The organism is Actinomadura barringtoniae (assembly GCF_017573505.1).
In the GTDB taxonomy this organism is placed as follows: Bacteria; Actinomycetota; Actinomycetes; order Streptosporangiales; family Streptosporangiaceae; genus Spirillospora; species Spirillospora barringtoniae.
Map to the genome: position 1 here is coordinate 52,167 of NZ_JAGEOJ010000018.1, position 14,580 is coordinate 66,746.

A 14,580-nucleotide genomic window follows, 5' to 3' on the forward strand; every position below is an offset into this window, starting at 1 on the left:
GCCACGACTGGACGGCCCTCGGGTGCGACCCCGTCAGGGCTCGATGGACCTCCGCTCGCCTGAGGTCAGCTCCGCTTCGCCATGGGCTTCACCGTCGCCGTGCCCGTTGCCGTTGCCGTGGCCCCCGTTCGGGCGCTGCGGCGGTACGAACAGGTCGGCGCGGAAGTGGCGGTTGAGGGCGCCGCGCACCCGGCCGAGGGCCTTGCGGCTCTCGGGGGCGTCGACGCCTTCGCGTTCGGGACGGCCGACCGGCAGCGCCGCCACCGGCCGCTCGTCGGTGATCGCGGCGGTGAGCCGGTCCTCGACCGGGCGCTCGACCTCGGTGTACTCGCCGGTCGGGCTGCGCCGGATGATGCCGGTCTCCAGCCCGTGCGAGATCAGCTGCAGGTCGCGGTGTTGCAGGCCGAGGGCGATGCGGTACGCGATGGCATAACCGATCACCGGCCCGATGATCACCAGTCCCCGGAAGAACCAGGTCGTCCAGAACAGCGGGATCTCGAAGGTGTGCGCGATGACGTCGTTGCCGCCCGCCGCCCAGAGCCCGCCGTAGAAGATCACGCCGCCCACGCCGATGCCGAGGCGGGCGGGCACGTCCCGTGGCCGGTCGAGTAGATGGTGGATCTGATGATCACCCGTGACCCAGCGTTCGACGAACGGATAGACCGCCAGCCCGGTGAACAGGATGCCCGGCACCACCAGCGCCGGGACGATCACGTTCATCGGGATCGTATGGCCGACCAGGTTGATCTCCCAGGCGGGCATGATGCGCAGCGAGCCCTCCAGCCAGCCCATGTACCAGTCCGGCTGGGAGCCCGAGCTGATCGCGCCCGGGTCATAGGGGCCGAACAGCCAGATCGGGTTGATCTGGAAGAACGTCGCCAGCAGCGCGCAGGCGGCGAAGACCCAGAGGAAGTACGCCGTGGTCTTGGCGATGAAGACCGGGAAGAACGGATAGCCGTACTGGGCCCTGTTGGTCGACTGCCGGCCGGGGAACTGGGTGTGGGTCTGGCGCCAGGTCAGCACGACGGCGTGCAACGGCACCAGCGCCAGCAGGATCCCCGGTATCAACAGGATGTGGATGACGTACAGCCGGGGGATGATCAGATCCCCTGGGAACTCGCCGCCGAACAGGAACATCGTCACGTACGAGCCGACCACCGGCAGCGAGAGCAGCACGCCCTCCAGGATCCGGATCCCGGTGCCCGACAGCAGGTCGTCGGGCAGCGAGTAGCCGAACAGCCCGTTCACCATGACCAGCATGAACATCGTGATGCCGAGCAGCCAGTTGAGCTCGCGCGGCTTGCGGAACGCGCCGGTGAAGAAGTTGCGCAGCAGGTGGATGACGATGGCCGCCATGAACAGGTTGGTGGCCCAGTGGTGGATCTGCCGCATGAGCAGGCCGCCGCGCACGTCGAAGCTGAGGTTCAGCGTCGACTCGTAGGCCTCGCTCATCTTCACGCCACGCAACGGCTGGTACGAGCCGTTGTAGACGACCTCGGTCATGCTCGGTTTGAAGAACAGGGTCAGGTAGACCCCGGTCAGGATGATGATCACGAACGAGTACATCGCGATCTCGCCCAGCAGGAAGCTCCAGTGGTCGGGGAAGGCCTTCTTCATCGACTTGCGGAGGAAGTCGGTTCCGCCGAAGCGCTCGTCGATGGCCCGGTGGGCCTTCGTCAGTGCCTCTGGGGCCTGCTGGGACGTCGTCTCGGGCACTTCGGGACCTCCTGCACCGGTGGTCCGACGAGGACCACCTCTTGCATCGGTCGTTCGTCTAACCAATGTCGCACTACAACAGGAGACGGGCTAGACGTCAGGTTTGTGACATCGCGGCGACATCGCGGTCCGGGACCTGCCCGGCGTCGTGGTGGATGCCGAAACGGCATACCTGCCCTTGACATGGGGCGTACCGGCCGAACCTGGTCGAACCTCGACCTAGACTTTGCGCCCGGACGCCCCTGAGGGTCATGATTTCCATCACACGGATCGCATAAGTAATGAATTACCCCTTGTGTCCGGCGTTGTACGCGGGGGAACCGAGCGTGGGGAGGCGCACGTGACACAAGAAGGGCTATCGGCGCTCGGGCATCCCTGGGCGGACCTGCCCAGGGACCTCGCCGACCACATGAGACCTCATCTCGACGAGGTCGCCGACGACATGATCCAGGAGATCCAGACCCGGGTCCGCGAATACGACCGGCCCGGCGACGGCTCCTACTCGGGCACGCTGCGGCTGGCCGTCGAGCGCGTCCTGCACTATTTCGTGGACCGGGTCGCCGACCCCGAGCACGAGCAGGTCTCGGTGATCGACTTCTTCCGTGCGATCGGGCGCGGGGAGGCGGGCGAGGGCCGGAGCCTGGACGCCATGCAGACCGCGATCCGGGCCGGCGGGATGATCGCCTGGCGGCGCATCACCGAGGGCGCCGCGATGCTGGAGACCTCACCGCGCACGCTGGGCGCGGTCGGCGAGGCGCTCATGTCCTTCCAGGACGAGCTGGCCGCCGCTGCCGCCGAGGGCTACGCGCAGGCCAAGGCCGCCGTGGCCGGGGAGATGCAGCGCCGCCGCAAGCGCCTGCTCGACCTGCTGTTCGCCGATCCGCCGGCCGCCCCCGAGGCGATCGCCGACCTCGCCGCCGCCGCGCACTGGCCGGTGCCCCGCACGGTCGCCGCGGTCGCGCTCGGCCAGCCCCGGCAGGACTCGCCGCACCAGCCCGCGTTCCCGCCCGACATCCTCGCCGACCTCACCCGCCGTACGCCCAGCCTGATCGTCCCCGACCCGGACGGGCCCGGCCGCGCCAAGCTCGTCGACCGCGCGCTCAGCGGTTCGCTCGCGGTGGTCGGCCCGACCGTTCCGGTGACCGAGGCGGCCCGGTCCATCCAGTGGGCCCGCAAGACGCTCGGCCTGGCCCAGCGCGGCGTCATCGAGGCCTCGGGCGTGGTCCGCAGCGTCGAGCACATGTCGACGCTGATCCTCTTCCAGGACGAGGAGCTCATCACCTCGCTGGCCCAGTTGCGCCTCGCGCCGCTCTCGCACCTGCGGGTCAGCCAGCAGGACCGGCTCGCCGAGACGCTGCTGGCGTGGCTGCAGTCCGGGCGGAACGCCAACGAGGTCGCGATGCGGCTGCACGTTCACCCGCAGACCGTCCGCTACCGCCTGCGCCAGCTGGAGGAGCTGTTCGGCGACCAGCTTCTGGACCCGGACCTGCGCTTCGACCTGGAGATCGTGCTGCGCGCCCGCGCGCTGCTCAGCGACCACCCGGGCGAGCAGATCATCCCGTCCAGGCGCGAGGCGGTGGGCGACTCCGCCGAGATCGTCAGCTTCCGCCGCTGACCCCGGCTGATGCCTGACCCCGGCTGATGCCTGACCCCGGCTGACGCCTGACCCCGGCCGACGCCTGACCCTGGCCGACGCCGCCGACCCGTCAGTCCGGGCTGGTCGGATGGGCCGACAGCTCGGGCAGTTCCACGCGGATGCGGCAGCCGCGCGGCGCGTCCACGACATAGATGTCGCCGCCGTGCAGGTCGATGGCCCAGCGTGCGATCGCCAGGCCCAGGCCCGTGCCTCCGTCCTTGGGGCGGTACGAGCTGTCGCCGCGGTTGAAGCGCTCGAAGACCCGGGCGCGCTCGCCGGGCGGGATCCCGGGCCCCTCGTCGGCCACCTCCAGCACCAGGCCGCCCGCCGCCGACCGGGCCGTGATGGCGACGGGCCGGCCCGCCGGGCTGTGCCGGGCCGCGTTGTCGAGCAGGTTCGCCAGCACCTGGCGCAGCCGGTCGCGGTCGGCCCAGGCCTTCAGATCCGGCTGGACGCCGACCTCGAACGAGGCCTCGGGATGCCCGGCGGCCACCTCCGCCGCGACGTCGGACACGAACGCGGCCACGTCGAGCCGGGTCAGGTCGAGCTCGGCGGCCCCGGCGTCGATCCGGGACAGGTCCAGGAGCTGGGTGACCAGGCGGCCGAGCCGTTCGGTCTGCTCGACCGCCGACTCCAGGACCTCGGGGGTGGCGGGGGTGACGCCGTCGGCCACGTTCTCCAGCACGGCCCGCAGCGCGCTGATCGGGGTGCGCAGCTCGTGCGACACGTTCGCCACGAACTCGCGGCGCTGCCGGTCCACCGCCGCCAGGTCCGAGGCCATCGTGTTGAACGCCTTGGCCAGCTCGCCGACCTCGTCCATCGAGGTCGCGCGGACGCGGCGGCTGTAGTCGCCGCGCGCCATGGCGCGGGCGGCGACGGTCATCTCGCGCAGCGGCGCGGTCATGCCGTGCGCGATCAGCTGGACCACGCCGAGCGCGATCAGCACGCCGAGCGGCAGCGTCTCGCGGGCGCGGAAGCCCAGCGCGAACCCCCACAGCACGATCAGGGTGGCCGTGCAGGCCGTCACCACCGCGACGATGCCGAACTTCACCTTGATCGAACGCAGCGGGTCCAGGGGCCGCGGCAGCCGCGTGTAGAGCCATCTGAGGGGCCGCGCCGGGGCGGTCATGCGGGTGCCTCGATCGAGTAGCCGACGCCGTGGACCGTACGGATGAGCCCGGGGCCGAGCTTGCGGCGCAGCGCCTTCACGTGGCTGTCGACGACCCGGGTGCCGGACGCGTCCACCCAGTCCCAGACCTGTTCGAGCAGCACGGCGCGGGTGAGGACGGTGCCGGGGCTGCGGACCAGGCAGCCGAGCAGGTCGAACTCGGTCGGCGTGAGGTGGACCTCCTTGCCGTCCCGCCGCACCCGGCGGCCCGCCCGGTCGATCTCCAGCGGGCCCAGGCTGAGCAGGTCGGACGCGGTCGCGATGCGTTCCGCCGTCTCGAAGCGCCGCAGCACGGTGCGGACGCGGGCGACCAGCTCGCGCATGCTGAACGGCTTGGTGACGTAGTCGTCGGCCCCCACGCCGAGCCCGACGAGCAGGTCGGTCTCGTCGTCGCGGGCCGTCAGCATCAGCACCGGGACGGGCCGTTCGGCGTGCACCCGGCGGCAGACCTCCAGGCCGTCGAAGCCGGGCAGCATCACGTCCAGCACGATCAGATCCGGCAGATACGCCCGGGCCCGCTCGACCGCCGCCGGGCCGTCGCCGGCGATCTCCACCGCGAATCCCTCGGCCGTCAGCCGGTCCGCCACCGCCCGCGCGATGGTGGGCTCGTCCTCGACCACCAGCACCTTCTTCGCCACAGGCCAGAGAGTAGGCCCAGGATGTGCGTGCTCCCGGCCCGAAATGTGGCGATCGCGTGAAGATCGAGGTCAGGGGCCGATGGGCCAGGTGTGGACGGGCTCGTTGGTGTTCATCAGGTCGGTGTAACTGCGGGTCATCAGCCGCAACGCCTCGTGGCGCTCGGTGCCGAAGGAGTCCTCGATGGCCTGCACGGTGTCGATCTGCCAGGCCGCGCCGGTCCGGCCGGTGACGCAGCGCCGCTCGATGATGCCGAGCAGGCGGTCGCGGCGGCTCGGGTCGACGCCCCAGCGGTCCAGTCCCTCGTACGCGAGAGGGAGCAGTTCGCGCAGCACCACCTCGGCGGCGGGCACGTCGCCGAGGCCCGGCCAGTAGAGGCGTGACTCCATGCCGTCGCGGGCGGCGCGGTGCAGGTTGTCGCGGGCCGCCGAGAACGACATCCGCGACCACACCGGCCGTTCCTCGTCGGCGAGCATCCGGATGACGCCGTAGTAGAAGGCGCCGTTGGCGACGACGTCGGCGACCGTGGGCCCGGCGGGCAGGACCCTGTTCTCCACGCGCAGGTGCGGGCGGCCGTTCACGACGGCGTAGATCGGCCGGTTCCAGCGGTAGACCGTTCCGTTGTGGAGCGAGAGCTCGCCGAGCTCGGGGATGCCGCCCGCATCGATCGTGGTGACGGGGTCCTCTTCGTCGCAGAGCGGGAGCAGCGCGGGGAAGTAACGGGTGTTCTCCTCGAAGAGGTCGAAGACCGAGGTGATCCAGCGTTCGCCGAACCACACGCGGGGCCGTACGCCCTGGGCCTTCAGCTCGTCGGGGCGGGTGTCGGTGGCCTGCTCGAACAGGGTGATGCGGGTCTCGTGCCACAGCCGGTGGCCGAACAGGAACGGGGAGTTCGCGCCGAGCGCCACCTGAGGTCCGGCGATCGCCTGGGCGGCGTTCCAGTGCGCGCCGAAGCGCTCTGGGCTCACCTGCAGATGGAACTGCACGCTGGTGCACGCGGCCTCGGGGAGGATGCAGTCGGCGTGCATGGACAGCGGCTCGGGGCCCTCGATGTCGATGTGGAGCTCCTCGCCGCGCGCGGCGAAGATCTGGTCGTTCAGGAGCCGGTAGCGCGCGTTCGGCGACAGCGCCTCCTCACCGATGTCGGAGCGGCGCAGCGTCGGCAGTATGCCGATCATCACCAGGGACGCGCCGACGCCGCGGGCGGCGTGCTCAGCCTTGTTGAGGTGGTCGCGGACCTCCCGCTCCAGTTCGCCGGTGCCCTCGCCGCCGAGCTCGCGGGGCGGGATGTTGATCTCGAGGTTGAACTGGCCCAGCTCGGTCGCCCAGGCCGGGTCGGCGATGGCCTTCAGTACGTCGGCGTTGCGCATCAGCGGGTCGCCGAGCGAGTCCACCAGGTTGAGCTCGATCTCCAGTCCGATGTGGGAGCGTTCGAAGTCGAACTGCGACTCGCCGAGCATCCGCTCCAGCACGTCGAGGCAACGCAGCACCTTGTTCCTGTAACGGCGGCGGTCCTCACCGCTGATGGTGACGGCCGCCACATCCCTGCCCACGTGTTCGCCTCCGCGAATATCCGGACGAGCTGTCACGAAACGGATGTCCAGCGCGAGCGCGGGCGAAACCCCCGGGTCGAGTTTCGGCCGGACCGTTGCCCGGCCGACGGGCGGGACATGCCCCCGTTACCTGCCGGTACCTTGTGTCGTGCCCCAGGCGGGCGGCCTGTGGATCGTGACACTCTGTGATGGGCATTCGGAACGGCACACGAACAGGGGGACAGATGCGGCTGCGGCCCCGGTCCATTCGGGGGCGGGACACGCTGGTCGCCACGGTGCTCGCGGCCGTGGCCTTCGGCGCGGTCGCCGTCGGCATCGATCTCGCCGTGCGCAACGGCACCGAGGCGCGGCTGCTCCAGGAGACGCAGCTGGCGGCCCGCCGTACCAGCGCCAGCGTCCGCGACGGGACGCTCGCCAGCCCCATCCCCGACGACTCGGGCGGCCGCATCCTGATCCAGGTCGTCGCCCCCGGCGCGCACGTGCTGGACTCCACCCCGTCCGCCGCCGGGCGCCCGCCGGTCAGCTCCATCTGGCCGTCACGGAACGAACGCGTGCAGGACCATGTCGACTGCGACGGTCCCGAGGGCGGCTGCTACCTGGTGGAGGCCATCCGCGTCACCACCGCCCCCGACTCGGTCGTCGTCCTGGCGGCCAAGCCCCTCCCGGGCTTCCTGGTCACCGGGCTGCTGGAGGTCCTGCTCGCCGCCGCGGTCCTGGCGCTGTCGGCCCTCGCGGCGTGGGTGACCTGGCGCATCGTCGGCCGTACGCTGCGCCCGGTCGAGGCCATCCGCGCGCAGCTCGCCGAGATCAGCGGCAGCGACCTCAGCCGCCGCGTGCCGCAGCCGTCCGGCGAGGACGAGATCGCCGAGCTGGCCCGTACCGCCAACCAGACGCTGGACCGGCTGGAGAGCGCCGTCGAGCGCCAGCGCCAGTTCGCCTCCGACGCCTCGCACGAGCTGCGCACCCCGATCGCGGGCCTGCGCGCCAACCTCGAGGACGCGTCGATGCACCCCGACGACACCGACCTCGGCTCGGTGCTGACGTCGGCCCTCCGTGACACCGACCGGCTGGAGTCGATCGTCACCGACCTGCTGCTGCTGGCCCGCATCGGCACCGGCGGCTCGGTAGCGCAGGAGGAGATCGACCTCGCAGAGCTGGTCGCCGCCGAGACCGGCCAGCGTTCCTCGGAGTTGGAGATCCGCACCCACCTCGCGCCCGGCGTGGAGATCAGGGGCGTCCGCATGCAGCTGGTCCGGCTGCTGGGCAACCTGCTCGACAACGCCGAGCGCTACGCCGACTCGGCCATCGACATCGAGGTCTCCTCCGACGGCGCGCACGCCCTCCTGGCCGTCTCCGACGACGGCGTGGGCATCGCCCCCGAGGACCGCAAGCGGGTCTTCGAGCGCTTCACACGCCTCGACAGCGCCCGCAGCCGCGGCGCCGGCGGCACGGGCCTGGGCCTGGCCATCGCCCGCGAGATCGCCCAAGCGCACGGCGGCGTCCTCGACATCGAAGACGCCCCCCAAGGCGCCCGATTCGTCCTCCACCTCCCGCTCGACCAACCCTGACGCCCACTCCCGCCGCGCCCTACCCTCGGTGGAAACGTTTCCACCTGTCTGTGCAGTGGTTCTGAGCGGTGCGCGCGGACACGCGAAGGGCCGTCCACATGGTGTGGACGGCCCTTCGCGTGGGTGGTGCGGGTGGTTCTGGGTGCTCCGGGTCAGGCGCGGACGGCCTGGACCTCGAGCTGGATGTCGACCTTGTCGCCGAGCAGGGCCTTGTCGCCGCCCAGCGGGACGTTGAACTCGATGCCCCAGTCCTTGCGGTTGATCGTGGTGCTCGCGGAGAAGCCGGCGCGCGTGCCGCCCCACGGGTCCTGGCCGATGCCGTGGAACTCCAGCTCCAGGCTGACCGGCTTGGCGACGCCCTTGATGGTGAGGTCGCCGTCGAGGAAGTAGTCCGAGCCCTCGGCGCGGACGCCCTTGGTGGCGAACGTCATGACCGGGTGGTTCTCGACGTCCAGGACGTCGGAGGTGCGGATGTGCGCGTCGCGGTCGGCGTTGCGGGTGTCGACGGAGTCCATCTTGATCTCGGCCGTCGCGGTCGAGGCGGCGGGGTCCTCGGCGATCACGACGGCGCCGGAGAACTCGGTGAAGCTGCCGCGTACCTTGGTCATGAGATGACGGATGCTGAAGGTGACCTCGGAGTGCGCGGGGTCGATGTTCCAGGTGCCGGTGGTGAGGTCCTGGGCGACGGTGGCGAGGCTCATGGCGGGGTGTTCTCCAGTCGTAGTGCTTGAACTTTCAACCAACGAGGATCAGATTAGTTGAGACTTCAAGCAGTGTCAAATGCCCGGGCGAAGTGCCGGAGAGTAGTAAGTACATACAGCGCGTACTGTTTGTTTCCTGGTTAGACTGCGCTCATGGCCCCGACCCAGACAACGCGGCGCACGCAGGAGGAACGCACCGCCGCGACCCGGCGCGCCCTGCTCGACGCGACGATCGACTGCCTGGTCGAGTACGGCTACCACGGCACCACGACGACCCGCGTGGTCGAGCGGGCCGGGGTGTCGCGGGGCGCGCAGGTGCATCACTTCCCGACCAAGAACGACCTGGTCCTGGCGGCCGTCGAGCATCTGGCCCGCAAGCGCGCCGCCCAGTTCATCGAGCAGGACCTCGAACGGCTGAAGACCGCCGAGGACGGGCTCGGGGAGGCGCTCGACCGCGTCTGGGCCGTCTACCAGGGGCCCCTGTTCGAGGCCTCGATGGAGCTGTGGATCGCCGCGCGTACCGACCCCGATCTGCAGGAGCACGTCGCCTCGCTGGAACGGATGGTCACGGCGGGCATCCTCGAGGTCGGCCGGGCGCTGCTGGGCGACCGTGTCGACGACCCCGAGGTGCGCGGCGACATCTACCTGATGCTGGAGAGCGTGCGCGGGCTGCGCATGCTCCAGTTCGTTCATCCGACCGGCCCGGAACGCACCCACGAGCGCTGGCTCCGCACCAAGACCCGGCTGTTGATGATCGCCGAGCGCCACCTCGAGACGTGACGACCCCGCCGATCTTGCTCTCAGCGCCCCTCGGAAGGCCGAAGAAGGGCGCTGAGAGCAAGATCGGCGCGGGATCAGCGGGTGGGTCAGCGGGCGGGCTTGTAGACGGTGACTACGGCGGCGCCGCCGAGGCCGATGTTGTGCTGGAGCGCGCCGGTGACGTTCTCCACCTGCCGCTTGTCGGCCTGGCCGCGCAGCTGCCAGGTGAGCTCGGAGCACTGGGCGAGGCCGGTCGCGCCGAGCGGGTGGCCCTTGGAGATCAGGCCGCCGGACGGGTTCACGACCCACCGGCCGCCGTAGGTGTTGTCGCCGCTGTCAACGAGCTTGCCGCCCTCGCCCTCGGCGGCCAGGCCGAGCGCCTCGTAGGTGAGCAGCTCGTTGGTCGAGAAGCAGTCGTGCAGCTCGACCACCTGGACGTCGGAGGCGCCCATGCCGGCCTCCTCGTAGGCCTGCTCGGCGGCGAGCCTGGACATCTTGGCGCCGACGAGCGTGATGGCGCTCTTGTCGGTGAAGGTGTCCTTGGTGTCGGTGACCATGGACTGGCCCGCGATCTCGACCGCGCGGTCCCAGAGGTCGTGCTCGTCGACGAAGCGCTCGCTGGCGATGACGGCGGCGCCGGAGCCGTCGGAGGTGGGCGAGCACTGGAGCTTGGTGAGCGGCTCGTAGACCACCCGGGCCGCCTTGATGTCGTCCAGGCTGTACTCCTCCTGGAACTGGGCGTACGGGTTGTTCACCGAGTGCTTGTGGTTCTTCCAGCCGATCTTGGCGAACTGCTCGGGCGTGGTGCCGTACTTCTCCATGTGCTCGCGGCCCGCGGCGCCGAACATGTACGGCGCGACCGGCTCGCCGCCCCACTCGAACAGGGGGAACAGCTCCTTGAGGTGGTTGAGCATCGGCTGCTCACGGTCCTCGTAGGTGGAGCCGAGGGAGCCCTTCTGCATCTTCTCGAAGCCGAGGGCGAGGGCGCAGTCGACCGTGCCGGACTTCACGGCCTGGCGGGCCAGGAAGAGCGCGGTGGAGCCGGTCGAGCAGTTGTTGTTCACGTTGATCACCGGGATGCCGGTGATGCCCAGCTCGTAGACGGCGCGCTGGCCCGAGGTCGACTCGCCGTAGACGTAGCCGACGTAGGCCTGCTGAATCCTGTCGTAGGCGACCCCGGCGTCCTCCAGGGCCTTGGTCCCGGCCTCGCGGGCCATGTCCGGGTAGTCCCATTCCTTGCTGCCCGGCTTCTCGAACTTGGTCATGCCGACGCCGACGACAAAGGTCCTGATGCTCATACGCGCGACGCTAGGGCCTGTCTAAGAAACAGTCAAGAATGTATGTTTTTGTCCGAGCAGCTCACTTACCGGAGGACGGATGACCCGCAGCTTCAACCTCGCCGACCTGTTCGAAGTCGTCGCCGACGCGGTGCCCGACAAACTCGCCCTGGTCGCGGGTGAGGTCAGGCTGACCTATCGGGAGCTGGACGAACGGGCCAACCGGGTCGCCCACCATCTCGCCGAGGCCGGCGTGCGTGCCGGGGATCACGTCTCGATCCTGTCCTACAACCGGGCTGAGTGGCTGGAGACGCAGATCGCCGCGTGGAAGATCCGCGCCGTACCCGTGAACGTCAACTACCGCTACACCGCCGACGAGCTGGCGTACGTGGTCGCCGACTCCAACTCGGTCGCGCTGGTCGGCGAGCGGTCCCTCATCGCCCGCCTCGGTGACGCCCGCGGGAAGCTGGCCGACCTGCGGCACACGGTCGTGATCGAGGACGGCTCGGACGAGGCCGTTCCGGACGCGGTGTCCTACGAGGACGCGGTGGCCAAGGTCTCGGGCGAGCGCGACTTCGCCGAACGTTCCAGCGACGACCTCTACCTGCTCTACACCGGCGGCACGACCGGGATGCCGAAGGGCGTCATGTGGCGCTGCGAGGACATCTTCATCTCCGCGATGGGCGGCGGGAACCTGCTCGGCGACCCGGTCCAGACGCCGGAGGAACTGGGCGAGAAGGCGACCGCCGGCGGCCTCGCGATGCTGATCTGCGCGCCGCTGATGCACGGCGCGGGCATGTGGGTGGCCTGGTCGGGCCTCACCTCCGGGTCGACGGTGGTGCTGTGGACGGAGCACAGGTTCTCGGCCGAACGCGTGCTGGAGGTCGCCGCGGCCGAGAAGGCGCAGGTGATGCTGCTGGTCGGCGACGCGATGGCGCGGCCGATCGCCGACCTGCTGTCGGCGAGCCCGGGGGCCTACGACCTGTCCTCGGTGCTGGTCGTCGCGACCGGCGGCTCGGTCACCTCGGCCGACGTCAAGGCGCGGCTGCACGAGGCGATCCCGTCGATGCTGACGATCCTGGACGCGTTCGGCGGCTCGGAGACCGGCGCGTTCAGCCAGGCGGTCGAGCCGGGCGAGGACGGCGCGCCGCGCTTCATGCCGCGCGGCGACGACGTGGCCGTGCTGGACGTGTCCCTGCGCGTGATCTCCAAGGGCTCCGACGAGATCGGGGTGGTGGCGCGCAAGGGCCGCATCCCGCTCGGCTACTGGAACGACGAGGCCAAGACCGCCAAGACGTTCGTCACCGACGACGACGGCACCCGCTGGGCGCTGCAGGGCGACATGGCGCGGATGGACGGCGACGGTGCGATCATCCTGCTCGGCCGGGGCTCGCTGGTCATCAACACCGGCGGCGAGAAGGTCTTCGTGGAGGAGGTCGAGGCGACGCTGAAGTCGCATCCGGCCATCTACGACGCGCTCGTGGTCGGGGTCTCCGACCAGCGCCTGGGCTCGCGGGTCGCCGCGGTCGTGTCCCTCGGCGAGGACTCCGCCGAGAGCGAGGGCCTGGTGGACGAGCTGGTCGCGCACTGCCGCAAGACGCTCGCCGGCTACAAGGTGCCGCGCGACATCCGGGTCGTGGACGAGGTGAAGCGGTCGCCCGCGGGCAAGGCCGACTACCGCTGGGCCAAGAGCGTGTGGGCCTGATCGGGTGTGTGGGTCTGATCACTGCCCTCTAGAAAAAGAAACAGTCAGGACGGTATGTTTCTGATGTCCCACCCCTCGGCTGGAGGAACACCCGCATGAGCGACCCCACGATGAACCCCGGGAACCTGGGGGTCTGGAGCGATCCTTTCGACTTCAAGGTCGAGCAGGACCGGACGATCGCCTACGCCAAGGCGACCAACGACGACAACCCGCGCTACCTGTCCGGCGAGCTGGCGCCGCCGGTCTTCGCCATCGTCCCGGTGTTCCAGGGCATGATCGACCCGCTGTTCAAGGTCGTGCCCGACAGCCTCATCCCGTTCGTCGTGCACGGCGAGCAGGACATGGTCTTCCACCAGCCGATCACGGCGGGCCAGACGCTGGTGTCGCGCGCCAAGGTGACGGGGTACGCCTCCAAGTCGTCCGGCACGACCGTCTCGCTCAAGCTGGAGACGCGCACCGAGGGCGGCGAGCTGGTCAACGAGCAGTGGATGGTCTCGTTCTTCCGCGGCTTCCAGGCCGGCGAGACCGTCGGCGAGCACGCCCCGGGCCACACGCTCGACGAGTCCCTGCGCGCCGCCGCTCCGGTGGCCGAGGTCGTGCAGCACGTGGACGAGGACCAGACGTTCCGCTACTCCGAGGCCTCCGGCGACCCGATGCCGATCCACCTCGACGAGGAGTTCGCCAAGAAGATGGGCCTGCCGGGGATCATCGCCCACGGCCTGTGCACGATGGCGTTCACCTCCCGCGCGGTCGTCCAGGAGGTCGCGGGCGGCGACCCGACGCGGCTGAAGCGCCTGGCGGTCCGCTTCTCCAAGCCGGTGCTGCCCGGCCAGGACGTCACCACCCGCATCTGGGACAAGGGCGACGGGACCGTGTCGGAGACGCGCCGAATAAGCACTGTCGCGTTCGAGTCGACCTCCAGCAGCGGTGACGTGGTCATCAAGGACGGCATCGCCGAGATCGGAGCCTGAGCATGGGAGCACTGGACGGACGCGTCGCGGTCATCACCGGCGCCGGGCGCGGCATCGGCCGCGAGCACGCGCTGCTGTTCGCCGCCGAGGGCGCCAAGGTCGTGGTGAACGACCTGGGCGGCGCGGGCGACGGCAGCGGATCCGACGCCGGCCCCGCCAAGCAGGTCGCGGACGAGATCGTCGCGGCGGGCGGCCAGGCGGTGGCCAACACCGACGACGTGGCGAGCTTCGCGGGTGCCGACAGCCTGGTGAAGCAGGCCGTCGAGGAGTTCGGCTCGCTCGACGTCGTGGTCAACAACGCGGGCATCCTGCGGGACCGGTTCATCGCGCAGATGGACGAGGCCGAGTGGGACGCGGTCATCCACGTTCACCTGAAGGGCCACTTCAGCGTGCTGCGGCACGCGGCCGAGTACTGGAAGACCAGGTCCAAGGCGGGCGAGCAGGTGAACGCCTCGGTCATCAACACCGCCTCGGCGTCCGGCACGTTCCTGCCCAACCCGGGCCAGGTCAACTACGGTGCCGCCAAGGCCGGGATCGCCGCGATGACCCTGGTCGCCGCGCAGGAGCTAGGCCGGTACGGCGTCCGCGTCAACGCCATCGCCCCGGCCGCGCGCACCCGCCTCACCGAGGCGACGCCCGGCTTCGTCGGCGAGCTGATGAAGAAGCCCACCGATGAGGGCGCTCTCGACGTCTACAGCCCCGCCGAGATCTCGCCGCTGGTCGCCTACCTGGCCAGCGCCGACTGCACGATCACCGGCCAGTTGTACGCCGTGCAGGGCGGCCAGATCACCCCGGCCGTCAACTGGCACCTCGGCGAGCCCCACACGACCGACCAGCCCTGGACGATCGACTCCGTCAAGGAAAAGCTCGGCGGCTGAAGCTCGGCGGCT

General features: G+C 70.2%; 12 protein-coding genes. 6 read left to right on the forward strand and 6 right to left on the reverse strand.

All coding sequences use genetic code 11. The features are described 5' to 3' along the window. Positions 1 to 33 precede the first annotated feature (33 nt). Positions 34 to 1,716 carry a cytochrome bc1 complex cytochrome b subunit gene (gene qcrB, locus J4573_RS37800; protein ID WP_307797219.1) on the reverse strand — a complete coding sequence of 561 codons (1,683 nt, stop codon included), beginning with the start codon at positions 1,714 to 1,716 and terminating at the stop codon, positions 34 to 36. Positions 1,717 to 2,056: 340 nt separating this feature from the next. Here qcrB and J4573_RS37805 point away from each other — a divergent pair, with 340 nt between their 5' ends. After that, positions 2,057 to 3,331: a PucR family transcriptional regulator gene (locus J4573_RS37805; RefSeq protein ID WP_307797221.1), complete on the forward strand. Its 1,275-nt coding sequence runs from the start codon at positions 2,057 to 2,059 to the stop codon at positions 3,329 to 3,331. A 91-nt stretch (positions 3,332 to 3,422) separates the two neighbouring features. Here J4573_RS37805 and J4573_RS37810 read toward each other — a convergent pair whose 3' ends face one another. From J4573_RS37810 to J4573_RS37820, 3 genes are all read right to left on the reverse strand, one after another. Continuing rightward, the gene (locus J4573_RS37810) at positions 3,423 to 4,481 is read right to left on the reverse strand and encodes a sensor histidine kinase (protein ID WP_208260927.1); all 1,059 of its coding nucleotides are present in this window, start codon (positions 4,479 to 4,481) and stop codon (positions 3,423 to 3,425) included. Beyond that, the gene (locus tag J4573_RS37815) at positions 4,478 to 5,158 is read right to left on the reverse strand and encodes a response regulator (RefSeq protein ID WP_307797223.1); all 681 of its coding nucleotides are present in this window, start codon (positions 5,156 to 5,158) and stop codon (positions 4,478 to 4,480) included. The genes J4573_RS37810 and J4573_RS37815 overlap by 4 nt, the downstream gene beginning before the upstream one ends. A gap of 69 nt (positions 5,159 to 5,227) precedes the next feature. Next, a complete protein-coding gene (locus J4573_RS37820; RefSeq protein ID WP_208260928.1) occupies positions 5,228 to 6,709 on the reverse strand; it encodes a glutamate-cysteine ligase family protein in 1,482 nt (493 codons plus the stop codon). A gap of 224 nt (positions 6,710 to 6,933) precedes the next feature. Here J4573_RS37820 and J4573_RS37825 point away from each other — a divergent pair, with 224 nt between their 5' ends. Continuing rightward, positions 6,934 to 8,277, forward strand: coding sequence for a sensor histidine kinase (locus J4573_RS37825; protein WP_208260929.1), 1,344 nt, complete (start codon positions 6,934 to 6,936; stop codon positions 8,275 to 8,277). 152 nt (positions 8,278 to 8,429) lie between these two features. Here the strand turns inward: J4573_RS37825 and J4573_RS37830 are convergent, their stop codons facing one another. Beyond that, complete coding sequence (locus J4573_RS37830) at positions 8,430 to 8,978, reverse strand: YceI family protein (RefSeq protein ID WP_208260930.1); 549 nt, start codon at positions 8,976 to 8,978, stop codon at positions 8,430 to 8,432. A 153-nt stretch (positions 8,979 to 9,131) separates the two neighbouring features. Here J4573_RS37830 and J4573_RS37835 point away from each other — a divergent pair, with 153 nt between their 5' ends. Continuing rightward, the gene (locus J4573_RS37835) at positions 9,132 to 9,758 is read left to right on the forward strand and encodes a TetR/AcrR family transcriptional regulator (RefSeq protein ID WP_208260931.1); all 627 of its coding nucleotides are present in this window, start codon (positions 9,132 to 9,134) and stop codon (positions 9,756 to 9,758) included. A gap of 86 nt (positions 9,759 to 9,844) precedes the next feature. Here J4573_RS37835 and J4573_RS37840 read toward each other — a convergent pair whose 3' ends face one another. After that, complete coding sequence (locus J4573_RS37840) at positions 9,845 to 11,035, reverse strand: lipid-transfer protein (protein ID WP_208260932.1); 1,191 nt, start codon at positions 11,033 to 11,035, stop codon at positions 9,845 to 9,847. 79 nt (positions 11,036 to 11,114) lie between these two features. Here J4573_RS37840 and J4573_RS37845 point away from each other — a divergent pair, with 79 nt between their 5' ends. The 3 genes from J4573_RS37845 to J4573_RS37855 all read left to right on the forward strand — a co-directional run bounded on the left by J4573_RS37845 (position 11,115) and on the right by J4573_RS37855 (position 14,568). Beyond that, complete coding sequence (locus tag J4573_RS37845) at positions 11,115 to 12,719, forward strand: acyl-CoA synthetase (protein WP_208260933.1); 1,605 nt, start codon at positions 11,115 to 11,117, stop codon at positions 12,717 to 12,719. Positions 12,720 to 12,814: 95 nt separating this feature from the next. Then, positions 12,815 to 13,690 carry a MaoC/PaaZ C-terminal domain-containing protein gene (locus tag J4573_RS56370; RefSeq protein ID WP_208260934.1) on the forward strand — a complete coding sequence of 292 codons (876 nt, stop codon included), beginning with the start codon at positions 12,815 to 12,817 and terminating at the stop codon, positions 13,688 to 13,690. Positions 13,691 to 13,692: 2 nt separating this feature from the next. Beyond that, positions 13,693 to 14,568: an SDR family oxidoreductase gene (locus J4573_RS37855; protein ID WP_208260935.1), complete on the forward strand. Its 876-nt coding sequence runs from the start codon at positions 13,693 to 13,695 to the stop codon at positions 14,566 to 14,568. Positions 14,569 to 14,580: the final 12 nt, after the last annotated feature.

Excerpts from the sequence above, each read along its gene's own strand:
- J4573_RS37835 (WP_208260931.1), top strand. The coding sequence starts at position 9,132 with ATGGCCCCGACCCAGACAACGCGGCGCACGCAGGAGGAACGCACCGCC.
- J4573_RS37845 (WP_208260933.1), top strand. The coding sequence starts at position 11,115 with ATGACCCGCAGCTTCAACCTCGCCGACCTGTTCGAAGTCGTCGCCGAC.
- J4573_RS37830 (WP_208260930.1), bottom strand. The coding sequence starts at position 8,978 with ATGAGCCTCGCCACCGTCGCCCAGGACCTCACCACCGGCACCTGGAAC.
- J4573_RS37855 (WP_208260935.1), top strand. The coding sequence starts at position 13,693 with ATGGGAGCACTGGACGGACGCGTCGCGGTCATCACCGGCGCCGGGCGC.
- J4573_RS37810 (WP_208260927.1), bottom strand. The coding sequence starts at position 4,481 with ATGACCGCCCCGGCGCGGCCCCTCAGATGGCTCTACACGCGGCTGCCG.
- J4573_RS37825 (WP_208260929.1), top strand. The coding sequence starts at position 6,934 with ATGCGGCTGCGGCCCCGGTCCATTCGGGGGCGGGACACGCTGGTCGCC.
- J4573_RS56370 (WP_208260934.1), top strand. The coding sequence starts at position 12,815 with ATGAGCGACCCCACGATGAACCCCGGGAACCTGGGGGTCTGGAGCGAT.
- J4573_RS37840 (WP_208260932.1), bottom strand. The coding sequence starts at position 11,035 with ATGAGCATCAGGACCTTTGTCGTCGGCGTCGGCATGACCAAGTTCGAG.